Consider the following 15,523-nt stretch of genomic DNA (forward strand, 5'->3'; position numbering starts at 1 on the left):
TGGTTCTTAACTGACCAGCGAGTTCGCCAGCAGGGCGTTGCCGCCTTGCTCTTGCAGCGCACTGATGTTGGGGTACGAGCCACTGCTGCGCGGCACGACGATCAGCGTGACCACCGAGGTGCTGCCCAGCGTGATCTGGCTGGTGAAGTCAAACAGCACATTGCTCTGGTCGTCCTTGCTGGTCAGCCGCACGCGGTAAAGGCCTGACGACACCGAGACAAAGTCGCTGATGTCGCCGTATTCCGTGACGGTGGCGGTGGGGCTCAGCCCGCTCAAGCTGCTGGTGTTGGTGAGGTACAGGTCCAGGCCGCCCAGGCTTTCGCAGGCGTGGAACACGCGCACCTTGGTCTTGCTGCTGTCTGCGCTGCTGTTGGATTCGGCGAAGAACTTGAACTTGAGGCTGTTGGCCAGTGAGCCGTAGGCCAGCAAGCTGGTGTAGGTGTCTTCTTCGAGTGTGCGGGTTTCGGTGAGCTTGGCGCTGGAGCCTCCCGCGGCGTACAGCGCGATCTGGGTGCTGTCGGCTTCTACGGCATACCAGGCAGAGATGTTGCCCCCGTTGCTCAGCGAAGCGGCCACGCGCTCGCCTGCGGCGTAGAAGTCGGCCTGGGTGTAATCCACCGTGGCGTTGATGAAGCGCAGCTGGGCTTCGCTGCCCAGCCCGCCGCAGCCGGTCAGGGCCAGCGCGCTGCCCGCGCCCACAAGGCCCAGGGCCGATGCCAGCACGCTGCGGCGGGTGGGGGGCAGGTGGGCGGTGAATGCCGAGCGAGGGGAGCGGTGGGACACAGGATTTCCTTGTGGTGGTCGGTAAAGCGACGAGGCTACGAAGCCGCCTGCAGGTCCACATGTGCCGGGGGTAAAGATAGCCCGCCGCACGGTAAAGAAAGTTGAAGCAGTGCCGCACGCCTGTGGCGGGCAGCACCGCCTTGGCGTTGGCATGTGCACCAGTATTGGTGGACCGCCCTGTGCTTTGCTTTGAACTGGTGCGACCGGGCCGTGCCCTGCCTTGGCGCAGCCCGTGTGCACACACCAGGTGCGCCACCGTGGTGCATTGGTCTTGTATACCAGTTGGCACGGAACCTGCTCAAGTCATCGTCAATGACCACCGCCACCGACATCAGCAACCGCATCATGGAAGCCGTGATGGCCCAGAAGCTTGCCCCCGGCTCGCGCCTGGGCGAGCAGCAGCTGGCTATGCTGTTCGACTGCAGTCGCACCATCGTGCGCGAGGCGCTGACGCGGCTGTCCACGCGCGGCATCGTCACCGTGAGTGCGCGCCGTGGCTGGTATGTGGTGGAGCCCTCGCAAGATGAGGCGCGCGAAGCGTTTGAGGCCCGGCGCGTGATCGAGCTGGGCCTGTTGCACCAGCTCAAGGCGCGTGCCGTAGACCCGGGCGCGCTGCGCCAACTCAAGAACCACTTGGCGCGCGAAAAGGCCGCCCTGGCGGGCAGCGACGTGGGCATGCGCACCTACTTGCTGGGTGACTTCCATGTGTGCCTGGCCGAATGCCTGGGCAATGCGCTGTTGGCCGACACGCTGCGCGACTACACCGCACGCACCACGCTCATTGCCATGCTGTACCAGTCTTCGCACGATGCGGCCCAAAGCTGTGCGGACCATGTGCGCATCGTCGAGGCGCTGGAGGCGGGCGACATCGACCGCGCCGAGACCCTGATGGCTGAGCACATCGGCACCGTGCAGGCAGCCCTGCGCCTGCAAGCCCAGACCGACCCCTTGGCCGGGCTGCGCGATGCGCTGGCCCCGGTGGCCAAGACCCCTGCGCAAGCCGTCAAAAAGCGGCCTGCTGCGCGCAAGGCCATTGCACCCCTCCCTTCCACATCTTCCACCCCCCCACCGTCCGACGACGGGTCTGCCTACCTAGGAGCCTTGCTATGACCGCCTTGATGAGTTCCCGTACCTCTTCCTTTGCCGCTGCTGTGGGCCGCCACCGCACCCGTCGCACGGCGCTGGCCGTGCTGGCCGCTGCGGGCTTGTCGGCGGCCCTGGTGGCGCCAGCCGCGCACGCCCAGAGCGCGCTCGACAACATCCTCAAGGCCAAAGAGATCAAGATTGCCATCCCTACCGACTACCCGCCCTATGGCTTTGTCGGCACCGACCTCAAGCCCCAGGGCCTGGACGTGGAAATGGCGAATTACATCGGCACCAAGCTGGGTGTGAAGGTGGAACTGATCCCCGTGACCAGCGCCAACCGCATTCCTTACCTGCAAACCCAAAAGGCCGACCTCGTCATTTCCACCCTGGGCAAGAACGCCGAGCGCGAGAAGGTGATCGACTTCACCGCCGCCTACGCCCCGTTCTTCCAGGCCGTGTTTGCCAGCAAGAGCCTGAACATCAAGAGCTTTGCTGACCTGACCGGCAAGACCGTGGCCGTCACGCGCGGCGCCATGGAAGACCAAGAGCTGGCCAAGGTGGCGCCTGCCGGTGTGGACGTGAAGCGCTTTGAAGACCACGCCGCCAGCATCTCGGCCTTTGTGTCGGGCCAGACGCAGGCCATTGCCACCAGTGCCTCCACCGCCGGCACCATCATGGTGAAGAACCCGGGGCTGAACACTGAATACAAGCTGCTGCTCAAAGACAGCCCCAACTTCATCGGCGTGGCCAAGGGTGAAGACAAGTTGCGCACCCGCGTGAACGAGATCATTGCCGAGGCCAAGAAGGCGGGCGACCTGGACAAGCTGTCGAGCAAGTGGCTGGGCCGCCCCGCAGGCGACCTGCCCCAATAAGCGCGAAAGACCGTTCTCTTCCTTTGCACAGGGCTGCGGTGTGACAAGCGCCGCAGGGTTTGCCCACCATGCTGATTCAACTCGACTTTTCTGCCGTGCTGGCCGCGTGGCCGCTGCTGGTGCGCGGCGTGGTGTGGACCATCGGCCTCACCCTCGTGGGCACCGTGCTGGGCTTGCTGCTGGGCACCGCCTGTGCCTGGGCACGGGCGCGCAACCTGGGCCACCGGCCTGCGCCCCTGCGCTGGGCCGTGGCCAGCTATGTGGAACTGGTGCGCAACACGCCCTTCATCGTGCAGCTGTTCTTTCTGTTCTTTGGCCTGCCCGCGCTGGGGCTCAAGCTCTCGCCCGAGTTCGCTTCCGTGCTGGCCATGGTGGTCAACCTGGGGGCCTACTCGTCCGAGATCATTCGGGCGGGCATTGAGGCAACGCCGCGCGGCCAGATCGAGGCCGCGCACAGCCTGGCACTCACGCCGGGGCAGACCTTTCGCCGCGTGGTGCTGCCGCCCGCGCTGCAAAAGGTGTGGCCCGCCATGGTCAGCCAGATCATCATCGTGATGCTGGGCTCTGCCGTGTGCGGGCAAATCTCCACGCCCGAGTTGAGCTACGCCGCCAACCTGATTTCAAGCAACACCTTCCGTGCGTTCGAGGCCTTCATCCTGGCCACGCTGGTGTACCTGGCGCTGTCCATGCTCACCCGCCGCCTGCTGATGTGGGTGGGCGCACGTTTTCTGGTGGGGAGATAAGCCATGGTTGAGTTTTCGTTGTGGGACATCCTGCGCAACCTGCTGATGGCAGCGCGCTGGACGGTGTCTCTCTCCCTCATCGCCTTCATCGGCGGCGGCCTGGTGGGCTTGCTGCTGTTGGTGGCGCGCTTGTCCAAGCTGCGCGGCACGGAGCGCGCCGTGGGCGCGTATGTGCAGGTGTTCCAGGGCACGCCGCTGCTCATGCAGCTGTTCCTGGCGTACTTTGGTATTGCGCTGTTTGGCATCAAGACCTCGCCATGGACGGCGGCGGCCGTGGCGCTCACGCTGTACACCAGCGCCTACCTCACCGAGATCTGGCGCGGCTGCGTGGCCTCCATCCCCAAGGGGCAGTGGGAGGCGGCGCAGAGCCTGGCGCTCAACTTTGCCGAGCAGCTTCGCCATGTGGTGCTGCCCCAGGCGCTGCGCATTGCGGTGCCACCCACGGTGGGGTTTTTGGTGCAGGTCATCAAGGGCACAGCGCTGGCCTCGGTCATCGGCTTTGTCGAGCTGACCAAGGCGGGCAGCATGATCTCCAACGCCACCTACCAACCGTTTCTTGTTTACGCCTGCGTGGCGTTGCTCTACTTTGCCCTGTGCTTCCCCGTGAGCCTGGTGGCGCAATCGCTTGAAAGGAAACTCCATGGCACCCGCCGCTGAAGCCACCACCACCGTCGCTACCCCCGTCTACCCGCACGACGGCATCCTCGTCGGCCCACCCCCCATCGTCGATATCACCGCACTGCGCAAGTCCTATGGCACCAACGAGGTGCTCAAAGGGATCGATCTGAAAGTGGCGCGGGGCGAGGTCATCGCCATCATCGGCAAAAGCGGCTCGGGCAAGAGCACGCTGCTGCGCTGTGTGAATGGGCTCGAGCAGTTCCAGGAAGGCGCTTTGAGCGTGAACGGCAAGAAGCTGCTGCACGACAACCCCGCCGCCATGCGGGAGCTGCGCCAGCAGGTGGGCATGATCTTCCAGGGCTTCAACCTGTTCCCGCACCTCTCGGTGGGCCGCAACGTGATGCTGGCGCCCACGCTGGTCAAGGCCCGCAGCCCCAAAGACGCTGAGGTGCAGGCGCGCAAGCTGCTTGAACGCGTCGGTTTGGCCGAAAAGTTCGACGCCATGCCCGACCAGCTCTCAGGCGGGCAGCAGCAGCGCGTAGCCATTGCCCGAGCCCTGGCCATGGAGCCGCAGGTGCTGCTGTGCGACGAGATCACCTCGGCGCTGGACCCTGAGCTGGTGGGCGAGGTGCTGCGCGTGGTCGAGTCGCTAGCGCAGGAAGGCATGACGCTGATGATGGTCACGCACGAGATGGCGTTTGCCCGCAAGGTGAGCGACCGCGTGATCTTCATGCACCAAGGCCGGGTGCATGAAATGGGCACCCCCGCGCAGTTGTTTGGCAGCCCGCAAACGCCGGAGCTGCAGCAATTTCTGTCGTCGTTGCACGACTGAGATCGACCCCAAAAAAACGGCGGCTGGGCGCAACCATACCGCCAAAAAAAGAGCCCGGAGCGTCCACCACCGCCCGGGCTCTCATGGGGTGTGCGCGGCGGGGGCCGCACCGCAGGGCGTTATGACTTCACGCCTGCTTCAAATTCTTCGCGCGACAGCATCTGGTCCTTGTTCTTGTCCAGCGCCTGAAAGCGGTTGCCAATGGCTGGCAGCGTGGCCGCTTCCAGCGGGCTGAGCATGCCGTCGTGGTTGGCATCGGCGCGCTGAAAGGCTGCTTCGCTGCTGGTGCCGGCACTGCTGCCGCCAAAGGTGGCCTGGCCTGCGGTGGGCGTGGCGTTGGCTGGGCCCACCACGGTTTTGGACGGTGCCGTGCCCGTGCTGCTGGCACCGCTTTGTGCGTGCACCGCACCGGCAGTGCCCAGCGTCAAGGCCGCAAACAGCACCACGCTGCTGGCTTCAAAGTGCCGGGTCCAGCCAGTGGCCGTGGCGCGGCTGGCCGGGTTTGTGGGGCTCGCGGTGTGGGGTGCAAGTTGTTGCTTGGTCTTCATGGATGCAGTGCTCCGTAAAGTTGAACAGGCTTTCATTGCACCCCAGCAGTGCCCTGCAGGCCAGCACTTTTGCCTGCTGTTGCCTGGACCAACATTTTTCAGCGCGGTGTAACGGCGCAGGCGCTGACGGCATGGAACGCGGCATAGCCCTTCGCTGGGGTTGGTGCGTTGTTTCAAATGGAAATGCCTTGTAGCGCTTTATTTATAAGCGCTAGCAGCTATAAATTTAATAGCAATTGGCGGTCGGGGTGGGCGTGCGCCGCACCGGGCACAATCGGGCCTTCGTTGATCCACCCACCTCCCACTCCACTCTCAGCCCATGGCCCAAGCCTCCAAAGCCCTTCCCGTCATCGCAGCCCTGGCCGTGCTTGTGGCGGCTGCAGCGCTGCTCAATCCCTCAGCCGAGCGGCACCGCCAGCAGATCCAGGCCTCCGTGGCCGAGCGCAGTCCGCTGGCAGGCATGTTGGGCGTGGGCGCGCTGGCAGCGTTTGTGTCCAACTACCACTCGGTGGGCGTGGCCTCGTACACCAGCATCCGTGGGCGCACGGTGTCGGTGGGCTGCATGGGCATGGTCTTTGTGCTCGACGCGCACAAAGACCTTTGAATTCCCTTTTGAACAGACATTGAACCCCACCGGAGACATCGCATGGGAAACCGCCTCACCGAAATCGCCACCCGCACCGGGGACGCTGGCACCACGGGCCTGGGTAACAACCAGCGCGTATCCAAGAACAGCCTGCGCATCCACGCCATGGGTGACGTGGACGAGCTGAACTCGCACATCGGCCTGCTGCTGTGTGAACGCCTGCCCGACGGCGTGCGCACGCTGTTGGTGGAGATCCAGCACCAGCTGTTCAACCTGGGCGGTGAGCTGTCCATTCCCGGCTTTGAGCTGCTCAAGGCCGAGGCGGTGCTTGCGCTGGACGACGCCCTGGCCGAGCACAACGCAGCCTTGCCGCGCCTGCAGGAGTTCATCCTGCCCGCAGGCACCCGCGCTGCGGCCCAGGCCCATGTCTGCCGCACCGTGGCCCGCCGCGCTGAGCGCGTGGTGGTGGCGCTGGGTAACGAAGAGGCGATCAACGATGCGCCCCGCCAGTACCTCAACCGCCTGTCCGATCTGATGTTCGTGCTCGCCCGTGTGCTCAATCGCATGGATGGCGGGGACGATGTGTATTGGAGAAGCGAGCGCCTGGCGCGCCAGGAGGGCGCTTAGTCATCGGTTTGCCGCTCTGCGACTTTTCCCGTTTTTGGTTTCCTCGCACCACACGTTCCTTTTGTTATGAAAATTTCTGCTGGGTTTCGATATTCCATTGCCGCATGTGCCCTGATGTTGACGGGATGCCTTGTTCCCGAAAAGTTTGCAGCCAGTGTGAATGTGCAATCGGACGGTGGCTACATGTTCCGATACTCGGGCACGGCCATGCATGCTTTGGCTGCTGCCGAGATCAAGAAGGCAGGCCGTTTGACCGATAAGGACCAGGCGGACCTCAAAGCAGAGGCTGAAAAACTCTCTGGCCACCCTGGCTTTCGCAAAGCGACCTACAAGGGCGATGGGCGCTACGAGTTGGAAATTGACAGCCCTAAAAAGCCAGGCCAGCCGCTGGACATGCTCAACATTTTTTTGGTGCGCACCGACAAAGATGGGGTGATGACCATCGCCTCGAAGGAAATCAAGGACAAAGAAAAGCGTGAACTCGAACAGCTCGGTATCACGGTGAACGGAACACTGGAGGTCAACCTTCCCAAGAACGCTGAAGTCATCTCGCACAACGCGACTTCAACGCCCACGTTGGGGTTTGGCTCGTACGCTTGGAAGATTGGCCGTTTGGACCAGAGGCCGCAGATGACGGTTCGGTTCAAGCCGTGACCGAAATTCTTATGCGATGGATGGGCGTCTCTGTCGCAGAGCCTGGCCGAAGGAATCGGACAGGAGTATTCGGCGCTTGATGCGCCAGGAGGGCTGTGGATGCACCCGTTTCAGTACCGGGATAGGGCGGTGGCCTAGCCCCGCAAGGTGCGCTCCTTCAGAGAGCCCTGTGACGTCTGCACGCGCTGTGGTGCAATCGGTCGGCACTCCTTCGAACAGTTTTTAACTGCCTTCACTATGGACAACCACCGCACATCCGCCCGATGGGTCAAGTCGGCGCATCCATCTTCGGGAAAAACCGGCTGGCTCGGGCTTGCCGTCCCCTGCGCGTTGGTGGCTCTGGGTGTGGCTTGCGAAGCCCCAGCTATGGGGTGGCTGGGTGGGGCGGTTTTGCTGGTCCAGGCGCTTGGGCACAGACGCCATGTTGATGATCGTGCTTTGGTGGAGCGTGCGCGGGCCTCCGCCGAATGGATTTCCGCAAGGCTGGACCACGAACAATGCTCGGGCTCCTGGGGGTGGAAGCTGGAGGTGCCCTCACCCGCTGGGGGTGAGGTGTGGCTGCTGACCTCCACAGGCGATTTCAGAGACGAACTGCCGCTGCAAGTGGAAATCTGCGACCTGGGCACCGATAGCCTGGTGATTCGCCATGGAGATCGATTGGTACTGACCGTGGTGGAGTCGCGGCGCTCTGGTCCCTGAGTGGATTCGCTAGACGGGAGAACGCAGGAGAGCCTTTAGCGAAATCCTGCGTGGCGGTCTGCAGGTTCTGGTACCGCACACCCTGATGTCGATGGTCTGCGCGCGCATTGTTGGGGAGCGCTGCCGAATCAGTGTTGCAGCCCCTTTGCTTTTCCCTGCCGTGCCGCACTTTTAATGCACTTTGCGGGGGTCAGGCCGCGCCGCGCGCGATATTCGATATTGCCACCACGCGGCCCTTCCTATGAAATAGCGATTACCAATAGTTTCAATCCAAAAAGTTCCCTTTGATTGTTTCAATTTCATGAACATTTCGTTCCACGAAAGGGCGTTTATCTTGGTGGTAACCCTAGGTACAGTTCATTCCATCGATGAGCGGCGCGTCAACTGACGCTCACCGACACAGGCTCTGCTCCCTCAATCGGGTCCCGCCTGCATCTGACTGTTGATCTGAAAGGTATGACCATGAACAAGAACTATCGCACTCTCGCCGCCCTGTCCGTTCTCGCACTGAGCTCCTTGGCTGCCCAAGCCCAATCGGTGGGCGCTTTTGGTGAAGGCTCCAACTACCCCGCCGCCGCATCGGCCCAAGGCACGCTGACCCGCGCCGCAGTGGCTGCCGATCTGGCCGCCGCCCGTACCAATGGCGCGATGCCGCACGATGCCGAAGGCTCTGACGTTGCTTACAGCGACGCCTCTGTGCACGCTGCCCGCAGCCGCGCTGAAGTGCGTGCCGAAGCCATCGCCGCCAGCCGCGCGGACAAGACGGCCCACGGCGAGTATTGATTCGCCAACCGCCCCAAATTTTGGGGCGGATCACGCAAAAGCCCGCAAGGTTTGCCTTGCGGGCTTTTGCGTTTGGGGGGAGGTATTGGCATGGGGCAGTGATAGCGATCAGCCTTTTGGAAACCTTGGCGCTCATCATCGCGTCACGCGCACCCGGTACCCTTGGGGCTCAGGCGGTCTGCTTCTCAAGTCAATGCGCAATAGCGGCAGTAGCGGTAGCGATGGCGAATGCTGTGCCTTGCGACCGGCAGTCCTCTTCAATCTGCGGCGCGAAATGACTGCTCGATTTGTGTCGAGGGGCCTTGGTGTGTTGGTGCGAGCATTGAGACAGGGCTCAGTCCTTGGGCGCCAGCACCGCCATGGTGATGCGCGAGACGCAGGTCAGCTCGCCTGCGTCGTTGACCATGTCAATCTGCCAAACCTGCGTCGTGCGACCAATGTGCACTGGCCGTGCCGTGCCGGTAACCCAGCCGCTGGTGGCGGCGCGCAGGTGGTTGGCATTGATGTCCAGCCCCACGGCGCGATGGCCCTCGGGGCTTGCGCAGTAAGCACCCAGCGAGCCCAGGGTCTCGGCCAGCACCACGCTCACGCCGCCATGCAGCAGGCCAAACGGCTGGCGGGTGCGCTCGTCGACCGGCACGCGGCCGCGCACGAAGTCATCGCCCACTTCTGTCAGTTCAATGCCCAAGTGGCTGGTGACCGTGTTGGCGCTGGTGTCGTTCAGGCTTTGGACGGAGATGGGCTTTTTCCAGATGGACATGGGTGCGGGGTCCTGTCGGTGCATGAGGTGTGGGTGGGGCCGCGCGGTGTGTGCGCAGATGTCGTAAGGGTTGATTCTCTGGCGCCCGCGCAAGCCACCGCATAGATTGCCATGCTGCCCTGTGTTCGGGGCACTGGTGGCGGCTGGTCGGTCGCGTGCCATTGTGGTCAATTCTCAGGAGTCCGTGTTCTATGCTGCGTCGCCAATTTGTCACCCATGCCCCTCGTCTGGTTGCTGCCCTGGCAGCTCCTGCACTGGTGCGCAATGTGTTTGCGCAAGAGGGCGGCATCAGCAGCAAGAGCCTGACGATTGGCTGCTCGGCAGCGCTCACTGGCCCGCTGGCGGGCTTTGGGCAGGACATCAAACTTGGCGCCGACGCCGCGCTGGCGCAGATCAACGCGCGTGGCGGCATCCATGGCCGAGCTGTGCAACTGCAGGTGGTGGACGATGGCTATGTGCCCCAGCGCACCACGGAGAACATCCAGCAAATCATCAGCCAGGGCAGTGCGTTTGCACTGATGTCCTGTGTGGGCACGCCCAACAACGCAGGCATCCTGCCTTTGATCGACGAAGCGGGCATTCCGTATGTGGCGCCGTTCACCGGGGCATCGTCGCTGCGCAAGGGCTCGCGCAACGTGTTCCATGTGCGGGCCAGCTACACCGACGAAGTGCGCCGCCTGGTGCAACGCCTGGCGGGCATGGGGCTCAAGGACATCGGCATCGTGAACTTGGACAACGCTTATGGGCGCGAAATGCTGGAAGACTCCACGCGCTTTTTGGCAGAGCAGGGCCTTAAGCCGCTGGTGCAGGCGGCCTTGGCCACCGATGGTAAGAACCTGAGCGATGTGCTGGCCAAGGTAGGCCAGGCGCGCCCGGCAGCGGTGCTGTTGGCCACAGCTGGCACGGCATCGGTCGAGCTGGTGCGCGGGCTGAAAAAGAACCTGCCCGGCGTGCTGATGGCGGGCCTGAGTGTGACCCTGACGAGCGATGGCCTCAAACAACTGGGCGATGCGGGCAGCGGTTTGGCGGTCACCATGGTGATGCCCGACCCCAACCGCGCCAAGACCGCGCTGGTGCGCGATTACCAGGCCGCCATGCGTGCCAAGGGGGTGCAGGAGTTCAACCTGGGCACGCTGGAGGCCTACGTCAACACCCGGGTGCTGGCCGAAGGCCTGGAGCGTGCCGGCGCAGACCCTACCCGCAGCAAGCTGCGCACCGCGCTGGCAGGCATTCGCAACCTAGACCTGGGGGGCCTCACCATCGACTACGGTGGTCAGGCCCCTTACGTGGGTTCCCGGTTTATCGATATGGGGGTGCTCAACGGTTCGGGCCGATTCGTCGGCTGATACAGCCTTGCAGCGTGCCCACGCCCGTTGCGGGGCTGGATCAGCCGACCACGCGGCCGTTGGCGCCCAGGATGCCCAGGTCCACAAAGCGCGAGCCCACGTAGGGGGCGCCGCCGCTGAAGTCCACCGTCATGCCTCCCATGTCGTGGCTGCGCAGGCTCGCCAAGGCAGAGCGCAGCTTGCCACGGGTCAGCTCGCGGCCTGCACGCTCCAGACCTTCGGCCAGCACGCGGGCGTTGACGTAGCCCTCAAAGCTGCGGGCAGAGAAATCCTGGAAGCCCGCTGCGCGCATAGCCTTTTGGTACTCACGCACCAGTGCCACGCTGGTGCGGCCTGAGTCGGGCAACACCATTGACAGGGCCAGGCCTGCCGTCTTGCCACCCAACTGGCGCAGGTTGTCACCGCTCAAGGCCACGCTGGTGGCGGCCAGCGGGGTGCTGGGCGATACCTTCTTGAATTCATTGACCAGCGCCGCTGTCACGTCACCGGCCGTGCCCAGCAGCACGGCCATGGGCTTGGCAGCCACTGCCTGGCCTACCACGCTCTCAACGCCCTTGCCCTCTGCATCCAGCTTGAACGCCTTGGGCGCCGCCGTCTGGCCGGTGGACTTGAGGGCCGCCGTCACATCGGCCAGAAACTCGCGGCCGAAGACCGTGTCCTGGTACACGATGGCCAAGTCGGTGATGCCCATGGAAAAGAGCTTTTGCGTCAGGCGCTGGGCCTCGTCCGAATAGCTGGCGCGCACATGAAACACCGAGCGGTGCTCGGCCTTGCGCAGCGACGTGGCGCCGCTTTGGGGGGCGACGTAGGGGATCTGGGCTTCGTCCACCAGGGGCAGGATGCGCTGGTTGTTGGGTGTTCCCATGCAAGAGATCAGCGCGACGGTATTGGCGTCGGCAATCAGCTTGCGGGCATTGTCTTCCGAGCGCTTGGCGTCGTAGCCATCGTCCAGTGCCACCAGCTTGATCTCGCGGCTATGGATGCCCTTGGCATTGGCCTGCGCCAGACCGGCATCCAGACCTTGCTTGAGTTCGCGGGCCAGGCTGGCCAGAGGGCCTGTCAGGCCCAAGGAACAACCGATGGACACGGTTTTGCTGTCCATGGGGTCTTGCACGCCCACCGCGCGCGATGCGGTGGCAAAGAGAAGGCCTGCGCTGGTGGCCACCAGCGATTGTGTGAATTGACGACGTTGCATGGCTGTGAAATCCGCAAGTAAAACAGCCGGCCTCTCAGAACCTGTTCTAAGGGAGGTCGGCTTAAGTCATGAAGGGGGTGGGGCCGTGCGAAGGCCTGAGATTCCCAGGCGTCAGGTGGTTGGCCTAGGGTTAACCCTAATTTTACCGGGTGGTAGAGGATTTCTGCAAGCGCGGCGTCCGCGAGCGGCAGCGGTGGGGCTGCCCTCGGCTTGGTTTGCGGGGCGACTGGCGCTCCGGCTCAACGCATGGAGCCTGTGTCCACGTACCTTTGGTGCCAGGACAAGGCCTCGTTCAGCAGGTGTGGCGTATGTTGGCCCGTGGCGCCTTTGCGGGCGCGGGCCAGGTAGTCGCGCAGCGCGGGGCGGAAGTCCGGGTGGGCACAGTGCTCGATGATGAGTTCGGCCCGCTGGGTGGGCGAGTGCCCGCGCAGATCGGCCAGGCCTTGCTCGGTCACGATGACCTGTACATCGTGCTCGGTGTGGTCCACATGCGAAACCATGGGGACGATGCTGGAGATGGAGCCGCCCTTGGCCAGCGAGGGTGTGACGAAGAACGACAGGTAGCAGTTGCGGGCAAAGTCGCCCGAGCCGCCAATGCCATTCATCATGCTGGAGCCCATGATGTGGGTGGAGTTGACGTTGCCGTAGATGTCCGCCTCGATCATCGCGTTCATGCCGATGATGCCCAGGCGCCGCACCAGCTCGGGGTGGTTGCTGATTTCCTGAGGGCGCAGCAGGATGCGCTCGCGGTAGAAGTCCAGGTTGCTCGCAAACTCGGCCAGCGCAGCGGTGGACAGCGAGATGGCGGTGGCCGATGCCGAAGCCATCTTGCCGGTGCGCAGCAAGTCGAGCATGCCGTCTTGCAGCACTTCGGTGAAACCGGTCAGCCCCTCAAAAGGGCTGTCCTGCAGGCCCGCCAGCACGGCGTTGGCCACATTGCCCACCCCCGACTGCAGGGGCAGCAATTGCTTGGGAAGGCGGCCCTTCTGTACCTCGGCCTGCAAGAAGTCGATGATGTGCGAAGCGATCTTTTGCGACACTTCGTCGGGCTTGGCAAACACGGTGTTGCGGTCGCTTTGGTGGGTGCCCACCACGGCCACCACCTTGGCGGGGTCTACGCGCAGGTAGGGCTCGCCAATGCGCTCGTGGGGCTGCGTGAGCGGAATCGGCTTGCGGTGCGGTGGCAGGGCCGTGCCGTAGTACACATCGTGCATGCCCTCCATGGCCTCGGGCACCATGGAGTTCACTTCGATGATGACTTTGTCGGCCAGGTCCAGCCAGGTCTTGTTGTTGCCCACGGCGGTGGACGGGATCAGCCGCCCATCGGGAAGAATCCCCAGCACCTCAATGACCGCAACGTCCAGATGGCCCAAAAAGCCAAACCAGGCATGCTGCGCTACGTGCGACAGGTGCATGTCATTGAACTGCATCTTGCCCGTGTTGATCTTTTCGCGGCAGATGGGGTCGGACTGGAACGGCAGGCGCATGTCGATGCCATCCACCTTGGCCAGGGCTCCGTCCAGTTCGGGCGCGGTGGACGCGCCCGTCCAGACATTGATGCGAAACGACTTGCCCGCCGCGTGTTCGGCCTCAATGCGTTTGGCCAGCGCCAGCGGAATCGCCTTGGGATAGCCCGCCCCGGTGAAGCCGCTCATCCCCACGTTGGCCCCTGCCGGAATCAACGCTGCGGCCTCTTGCGCCGTCATGATGCGTGAGTGAAAGTCGGGGTAACGAACGCGCTCTGCCAGGGTCATGGGGGCCATCTCCGGTCAAAAAAAATACCGCCCCACAGGGCGGTTCTGTCTTCTACAGGGCAAATGGTAACGACCGTGTAAACCCTGTCAGTGATTACCCTCAAATGCCCCCGTGAAAGTCAGGGGGCGTCAGGCTTGCGTCAAATTTGCGGCGGAGATCTGCTGGGGCTGTCTGCACATCTCCTATGGCCGTGGTTGCTTGCTTCAGTCGGTAGACCGATTGAGCAGCGCGTACAGCACGATGGCGCCGAACGTGGCGGTACCGATGCCGCCGAGGGCGAAGTCGCCGAACTTGAGCGTGAAGTCGCCCGTGCCCAGGATGAGCGTGATGGCGGCCACGATCAGGTTCTTGTTTTGCGAGAAGTCCACCTTGTTGTCCACCCAAATCTTGGCGCCCGCCACGGCGATCAGGCCGAACACCACGATGGAGACACCACCCATCACCGGCAGGGGGATGGTCTGGATCAGCGCGCCGAACTTGGGGCTAAAGCCCAGCACCAGCGCAAACACACCAGCCAGCAGGAACACAGCGGTGGAGTAAATCTTGGTGGCCGCCATCACACCGATGTTTTCGGCATAGGTGGTCACGCCCGTGCCGCCTGCGCTGCCGCTGACCATGGTGGCAATGCCGTCACCGATGAAGGCGCGGCCCATGTAGCGGTCCAGGTCCTGGCCCGTCATGGCCGTCACAGCTTTGACGTGGCCCAGGTTTTCAGCCACCAGGATGATGGCCACGGGGGCGATGAGCAGCATGGCGTTGGCGCTGAACACGGGTGCGGCAAAGTTGGGCAGGCCAAACCAGGCAGCGTTGGCCAGGGCGGACAGGTCCATCGGCTTGCCCAGGCCCAGGCCGTTGGTCAGCACTGCATAGGCGATGCTGGCCACGATGAGCCCCACCAGAATCAGCAGGCGCTGCACCATGCCGCGTGTGAGCACGGCCACCAGGCCCACGCACACAAAGGTCAGTGCCTGCATCCAGCTGTCAAAGTTGCTCGCGGCCATGTTCTTGATGGGGATGCCCGCCAGGTTCAGGCCAATCACCGCCACCACTGAACCAGTGACCACGGGGGGCATGCAGCGCTCGATCCAGCCCGTGCCCACCGCTTGCACCAGCGCGCCGATCAGCGTGTAGAGCAGGCCGCAGGCAATGATGCCGCCCAGCGCTATGCCGATGTTGGCATTGGCGCCTTTGCCTGCATAACTGGTGGCTGCAATCACCACGCCAATGAAGGCGAAGCTCGAACCCAGGTAGCTGGGCACTTTGCCGCCGGTGATGAGGAAGAAGATCAGCGTGCCCAGCCCACTCATGAGGATGGCCACGTTCGGATCAAACCCCATAAGGATGGGGGCCAGCACGGTGGCGCCGAACATGGCGATGACGTGCTGCACGCCCATTACTGCGGTTTGCGGCCAAGGCAGGCGCTCGTCGGGGCCGACCACGCCGCCCCGCTCCAGCACGTCGGGGGTTTTGACTTTCCAGTCCATGAATCCCATGGTGTTTCCTTTATTGTGAAAATTTGTGTGCTGGATGCTAGTGGATTTCGGGGCGCCGCAATGGCCGCCGTGCGCGAGCGAGTGGTGTGGGGCCGGGGCGCAGCGGGTGGACGGTTACGATGGCGCGTCGCTTCCCGTCCAGC

At 63.6% G+C, this 15,523-nt stretch carries 17 protein-coding genes; 11 read left to right on the forward strand and 6 right to left on the reverse strand.

The features are described from left to right. Positions 1–6: 6 nt before the first annotated feature. Positions 7–783, reverse strand: coding sequence for a DUF4397 domain-containing protein (locus tag C8C98_RS08190; protein ID WP_158600150.1), 777 nt, complete (start codon positions 781–783; stop codon positions 7–9). Positions 784–1,095: 312 nt separating this feature from the next. Between C8C98_RS08190 and C8C98_RS08195 the strand changes: the two genes are divergently transcribed. From C8C98_RS08195 to C8C98_RS08215, 5 genes are all read left to right on the forward strand, one after another. Further along, the gene (locus tag C8C98_RS08195; RefSeq protein WP_121453861.1) at positions 1,096–1,893 is read left to right on the forward strand and encodes a GntR family transcriptional regulator; all 798 of its coding nucleotides are present in this window, start codon (positions 1,096–1,098) and stop codon (positions 1,891–1,893) included. 8 nt (positions 1,894–1,901) lie between these two features. Next, positions 1,902–2,741: a transporter substrate-binding domain-containing protein gene (locus C8C98_RS08200; protein ID WP_121456135.1), complete on the forward strand. Its 840-nt coding sequence runs from the start codon at positions 1,902–1,904 to the stop codon at positions 2,739–2,741. A 68-nt stretch (positions 2,742–2,809) separates the two neighbouring features. Further along, complete coding sequence (locus C8C98_RS08205; RefSeq protein ID WP_121456136.1) at positions 2,810–3,484, forward strand: amino acid ABC transporter permease; 675 nt, start codon at positions 2,810–2,812, stop codon at positions 3,482–3,484. A gap of 3 nt (positions 3,485–3,487) precedes the next feature. Further along, complete coding sequence (locus tag C8C98_RS08210) at positions 3,488–4,141, forward strand: amino acid ABC transporter permease (protein ID WP_121453862.1); 654 nt, start codon at positions 3,488–3,490, stop codon at positions 4,139–4,141. Beyond that, complete coding sequence (locus C8C98_RS08215; RefSeq protein ID WP_305002174.1) at positions 4,125–4,934, forward strand: amino acid ABC transporter ATP-binding protein; 810 nt, start codon at positions 4,125–4,127, stop codon at positions 4,932–4,934. Before C8C98_RS08210 ends, C8C98_RS08215 begins: the two co-directional genes overlap by 17 nt. A 119-nt stretch (positions 4,935–5,053) precedes the next feature. On the opposite strand, the gene C8C98_RS08220 is transcribed toward C8C98_RS08215, so the two are convergent. Beyond that, positions 5,054–5,482, reverse strand: coding sequence for an EF-hand domain-containing protein (locus C8C98_RS08220; RefSeq protein WP_121453863.1), 429 nt, complete (start codon positions 5,480–5,482; stop codon positions 5,054–5,056). Between the two features lie 319 nt (positions 5,483–5,801). On the opposite strand from C8C98_RS08220, the gene C8C98_RS08225 reads away from it, so the two are divergent. The 5 genes from C8C98_RS08225 (at position 5,802) to C8C98_RS08245 (ending at position 8,831) form a co-directional block, all read left to right on the forward strand. After that, complete coding sequence (locus C8C98_RS08225; RefSeq protein WP_121453864.1) at positions 5,802–6,086, forward strand: hypothetical protein; 285 nt, start codon at positions 5,802–5,804, stop codon at positions 6,084–6,086. Between the two features lie 42 nt (positions 6,087–6,128). Next, positions 6,129–6,695 (forward strand): cob(I)yrinic acid a,c-diamide adenosyltransferase, encoded by a 567-nt coding sequence (locus tag C8C98_RS08230; RefSeq protein WP_121453865.1) that lies wholly within the window; start codon positions 6,129–6,131, stop codon positions 6,693–6,695. Between the two features lie 183 nt (positions 6,696–6,878). Continuing rightward, complete coding sequence (locus C8C98_RS08235; RefSeq protein ID WP_233574490.1) at positions 6,879–7,349, forward strand: hypothetical protein; 471 nt, start codon at positions 6,879–6,881, stop codon at positions 7,347–7,349. Between the two features lie 528 nt (positions 7,350–7,877). Next, positions 7,878–8,048 carry a hypothetical protein gene (locus C8C98_RS21775; RefSeq protein WP_158600151.1) on the forward strand — a complete coding sequence of 57 codons (171 nt, stop codon included), beginning with the start codon at positions 7,878–7,880 and terminating at the stop codon, positions 8,046–8,048. Between the two features lie 462 nt (positions 8,049–8,510). Then, on the forward strand, positions 8,511–8,831 hold the full coding sequence (locus C8C98_RS08245; protein ID WP_121456139.1) for a DUF4148 domain-containing protein: 321 nt from the start codon (positions 8,511–8,513) through the stop codon (positions 8,829–8,831). 334 nt (positions 8,832–9,165) lie between these two features. Here the strand turns inward: C8C98_RS08245 and C8C98_RS08250 are convergent, their stop codons facing one another. Beyond that, positions 9,166–9,591, reverse strand: a complete 426-nt coding sequence (locus C8C98_RS08250) for a hotdog fold thioesterase (protein ID WP_121453867.1) — start codon at positions 9,589–9,591, stop codon at positions 9,166–9,168. A 191-nt stretch (positions 9,592–9,782) separates the two neighbouring features. On the opposite strand from C8C98_RS08250, the gene C8C98_RS08255 reads away from it, so the two are divergent. Further along, positions 9,783–10,937, forward strand: a complete 1,155-nt coding sequence (locus C8C98_RS08255; protein WP_121453868.1) for an ABC transporter substrate-binding protein — start codon at positions 9,783–9,785, stop codon at positions 10,935–10,937. A 40-nt stretch (positions 10,938–10,977) separates the two neighbouring features. Here the strand turns inward: C8C98_RS08255 and C8C98_RS08260 are convergent, their stop codons facing one another. The 3 genes from C8C98_RS08260 to C8C98_RS08270 form a co-directional block, all read right to left on the reverse strand. Further along, positions 10,978–12,132 carry an ABC transporter substrate-binding protein gene (locus C8C98_RS08260; RefSeq protein ID WP_121453869.1) on the reverse strand — a complete coding sequence of 385 codons (1,155 nt, stop codon included), beginning with the start codon at positions 12,130–12,132 and terminating at the stop codon, positions 10,978–10,980. 239 nt (positions 12,133–12,371) lie between these two features. Continuing rightward, positions 12,372–13,886: an acetyl-CoA hydrolase/transferase family protein gene (locus C8C98_RS08265; protein WP_199726571.1), complete on the reverse strand. Its 1,515-nt coding sequence runs from the start codon at positions 13,884–13,886 to the stop codon at positions 12,372–12,374. Positions 13,887–14,090: 204 nt separating this feature from the next. Further along, on the reverse strand, positions 14,091–15,380 hold the full coding sequence (locus C8C98_RS08270) for a solute carrier family 23 protein (protein ID WP_121453870.1): 1,290 nt from the start codon (positions 15,378–15,380) through the stop codon (positions 14,091–14,093). Positions 15,381–15,523 lie beyond the last annotated feature (143 nt).

Source organism: Acidovorax sp. 106 (assembly GCF_003663825.1).
Lineage (GTDB): Bacteria > Pseudomonadota > Gammaproteobacteria > Burkholderiales > Burkholderiaceae_C > Acidovorax.

What these genes read in the sequence shown, in the direction of transcription:
- C8C98_RS08195 (WP_121453861.1), top strand. Translation starts at nt 1,096, where the DNA reads ATGACCACCGCCACCGACATCAGCAACCGCATCATGGAAGCCGTGATG.
- C8C98_RS08200 (WP_121456135.1), top strand. Translation starts at nt 1,902, where the DNA reads ATGAGTTCCCGTACCTCTTCCTTTGCCGCTGCTGTGGGCCGCCACCGC.
- C8C98_RS08205 (WP_121456136.1), top strand. Translation starts at nt 2,810, where the DNA reads ATGCTGATTCAACTCGACTTTTCTGCCGTGCTGGCCGCGTGGCCGCTG.
- C8C98_RS08210 (WP_121453862.1), top strand. Translation starts at nt 3,488, where the DNA reads ATGGTTGAGTTTTCGTTGTGGGACATCCTGCGCAACCTGCTGATGGCA.
- C8C98_RS08215 (WP_305002174.1), top strand. Translation starts at nt 4,125, where the DNA reads ATGGCACCCGCCGCTGAAGCCACCACCACCGTCGCTACCCCCGTCTAC.
- C8C98_RS08220 (WP_121453863.1), bottom strand. Translation starts at nt 5,482, where the DNA reads ATGAAGACCAAGCAACAACTTGCACCCCACACCGCGAGCCCCACAAAC.
- C8C98_RS08225 (WP_121453864.1), top strand. Translation starts at nt 5,802, where the DNA reads ATGGCCCAAGCCTCCAAAGCCCTTCCCGTCATCGCAGCCCTGGCCGTG.
- C8C98_RS08230 (WP_121453865.1), top strand. Translation starts at nt 6,129, where the DNA reads ATGGGAAACCGCCTCACCGAAATCGCCACCCGCACCGGGGACGCTGGC.
- C8C98_RS08235 (WP_233574490.1), top strand. Translation starts at nt 6,879, where the DNA reads ATGTTCCGATACTCGGGCACGGCCATGCATGCTTTGGCTGCTGCCGAG.
- C8C98_RS08245 (WP_121456139.1), top strand. Translation starts at nt 8,511, where the DNA reads ATGAACAAGAACTATCGCACTCTCGCCGCCCTGTCCGTTCTCGCACTG.
- C8C98_RS08250 (WP_121453867.1), bottom strand. Translation starts at nt 9,591, where the DNA reads ATGTCCATCTGGAAAAAGCCCATCTCCGTCCAAAGCCTGAACGACACC.
- C8C98_RS08255 (WP_121453868.1), top strand. Translation starts at nt 9,783, where the DNA reads ATGCTGCGTCGCCAATTTGTCACCCATGCCCCTCGTCTGGTTGCTGCC.
- C8C98_RS08260 (WP_121453869.1), bottom strand. Translation starts at nt 12,132, where the DNA reads ATGCAACGTCGTCAATTCACACAATCGCTGGTGGCCACCAGCGCAGGC.
- C8C98_RS08265 (WP_199726571.1), bottom strand. Translation starts at nt 13,886, where the DNA reads ATGACCCTGGCAGAGCGCGTTCGTTACCCCGACTTTCACTCACGCATC.
- C8C98_RS08270 (WP_121453870.1), bottom strand. Translation starts at nt 15,380, where the DNA reads ATGGGATTCATGGACTGGAAAGTCAAAACCCCCGACGTGCTGGAGCGG.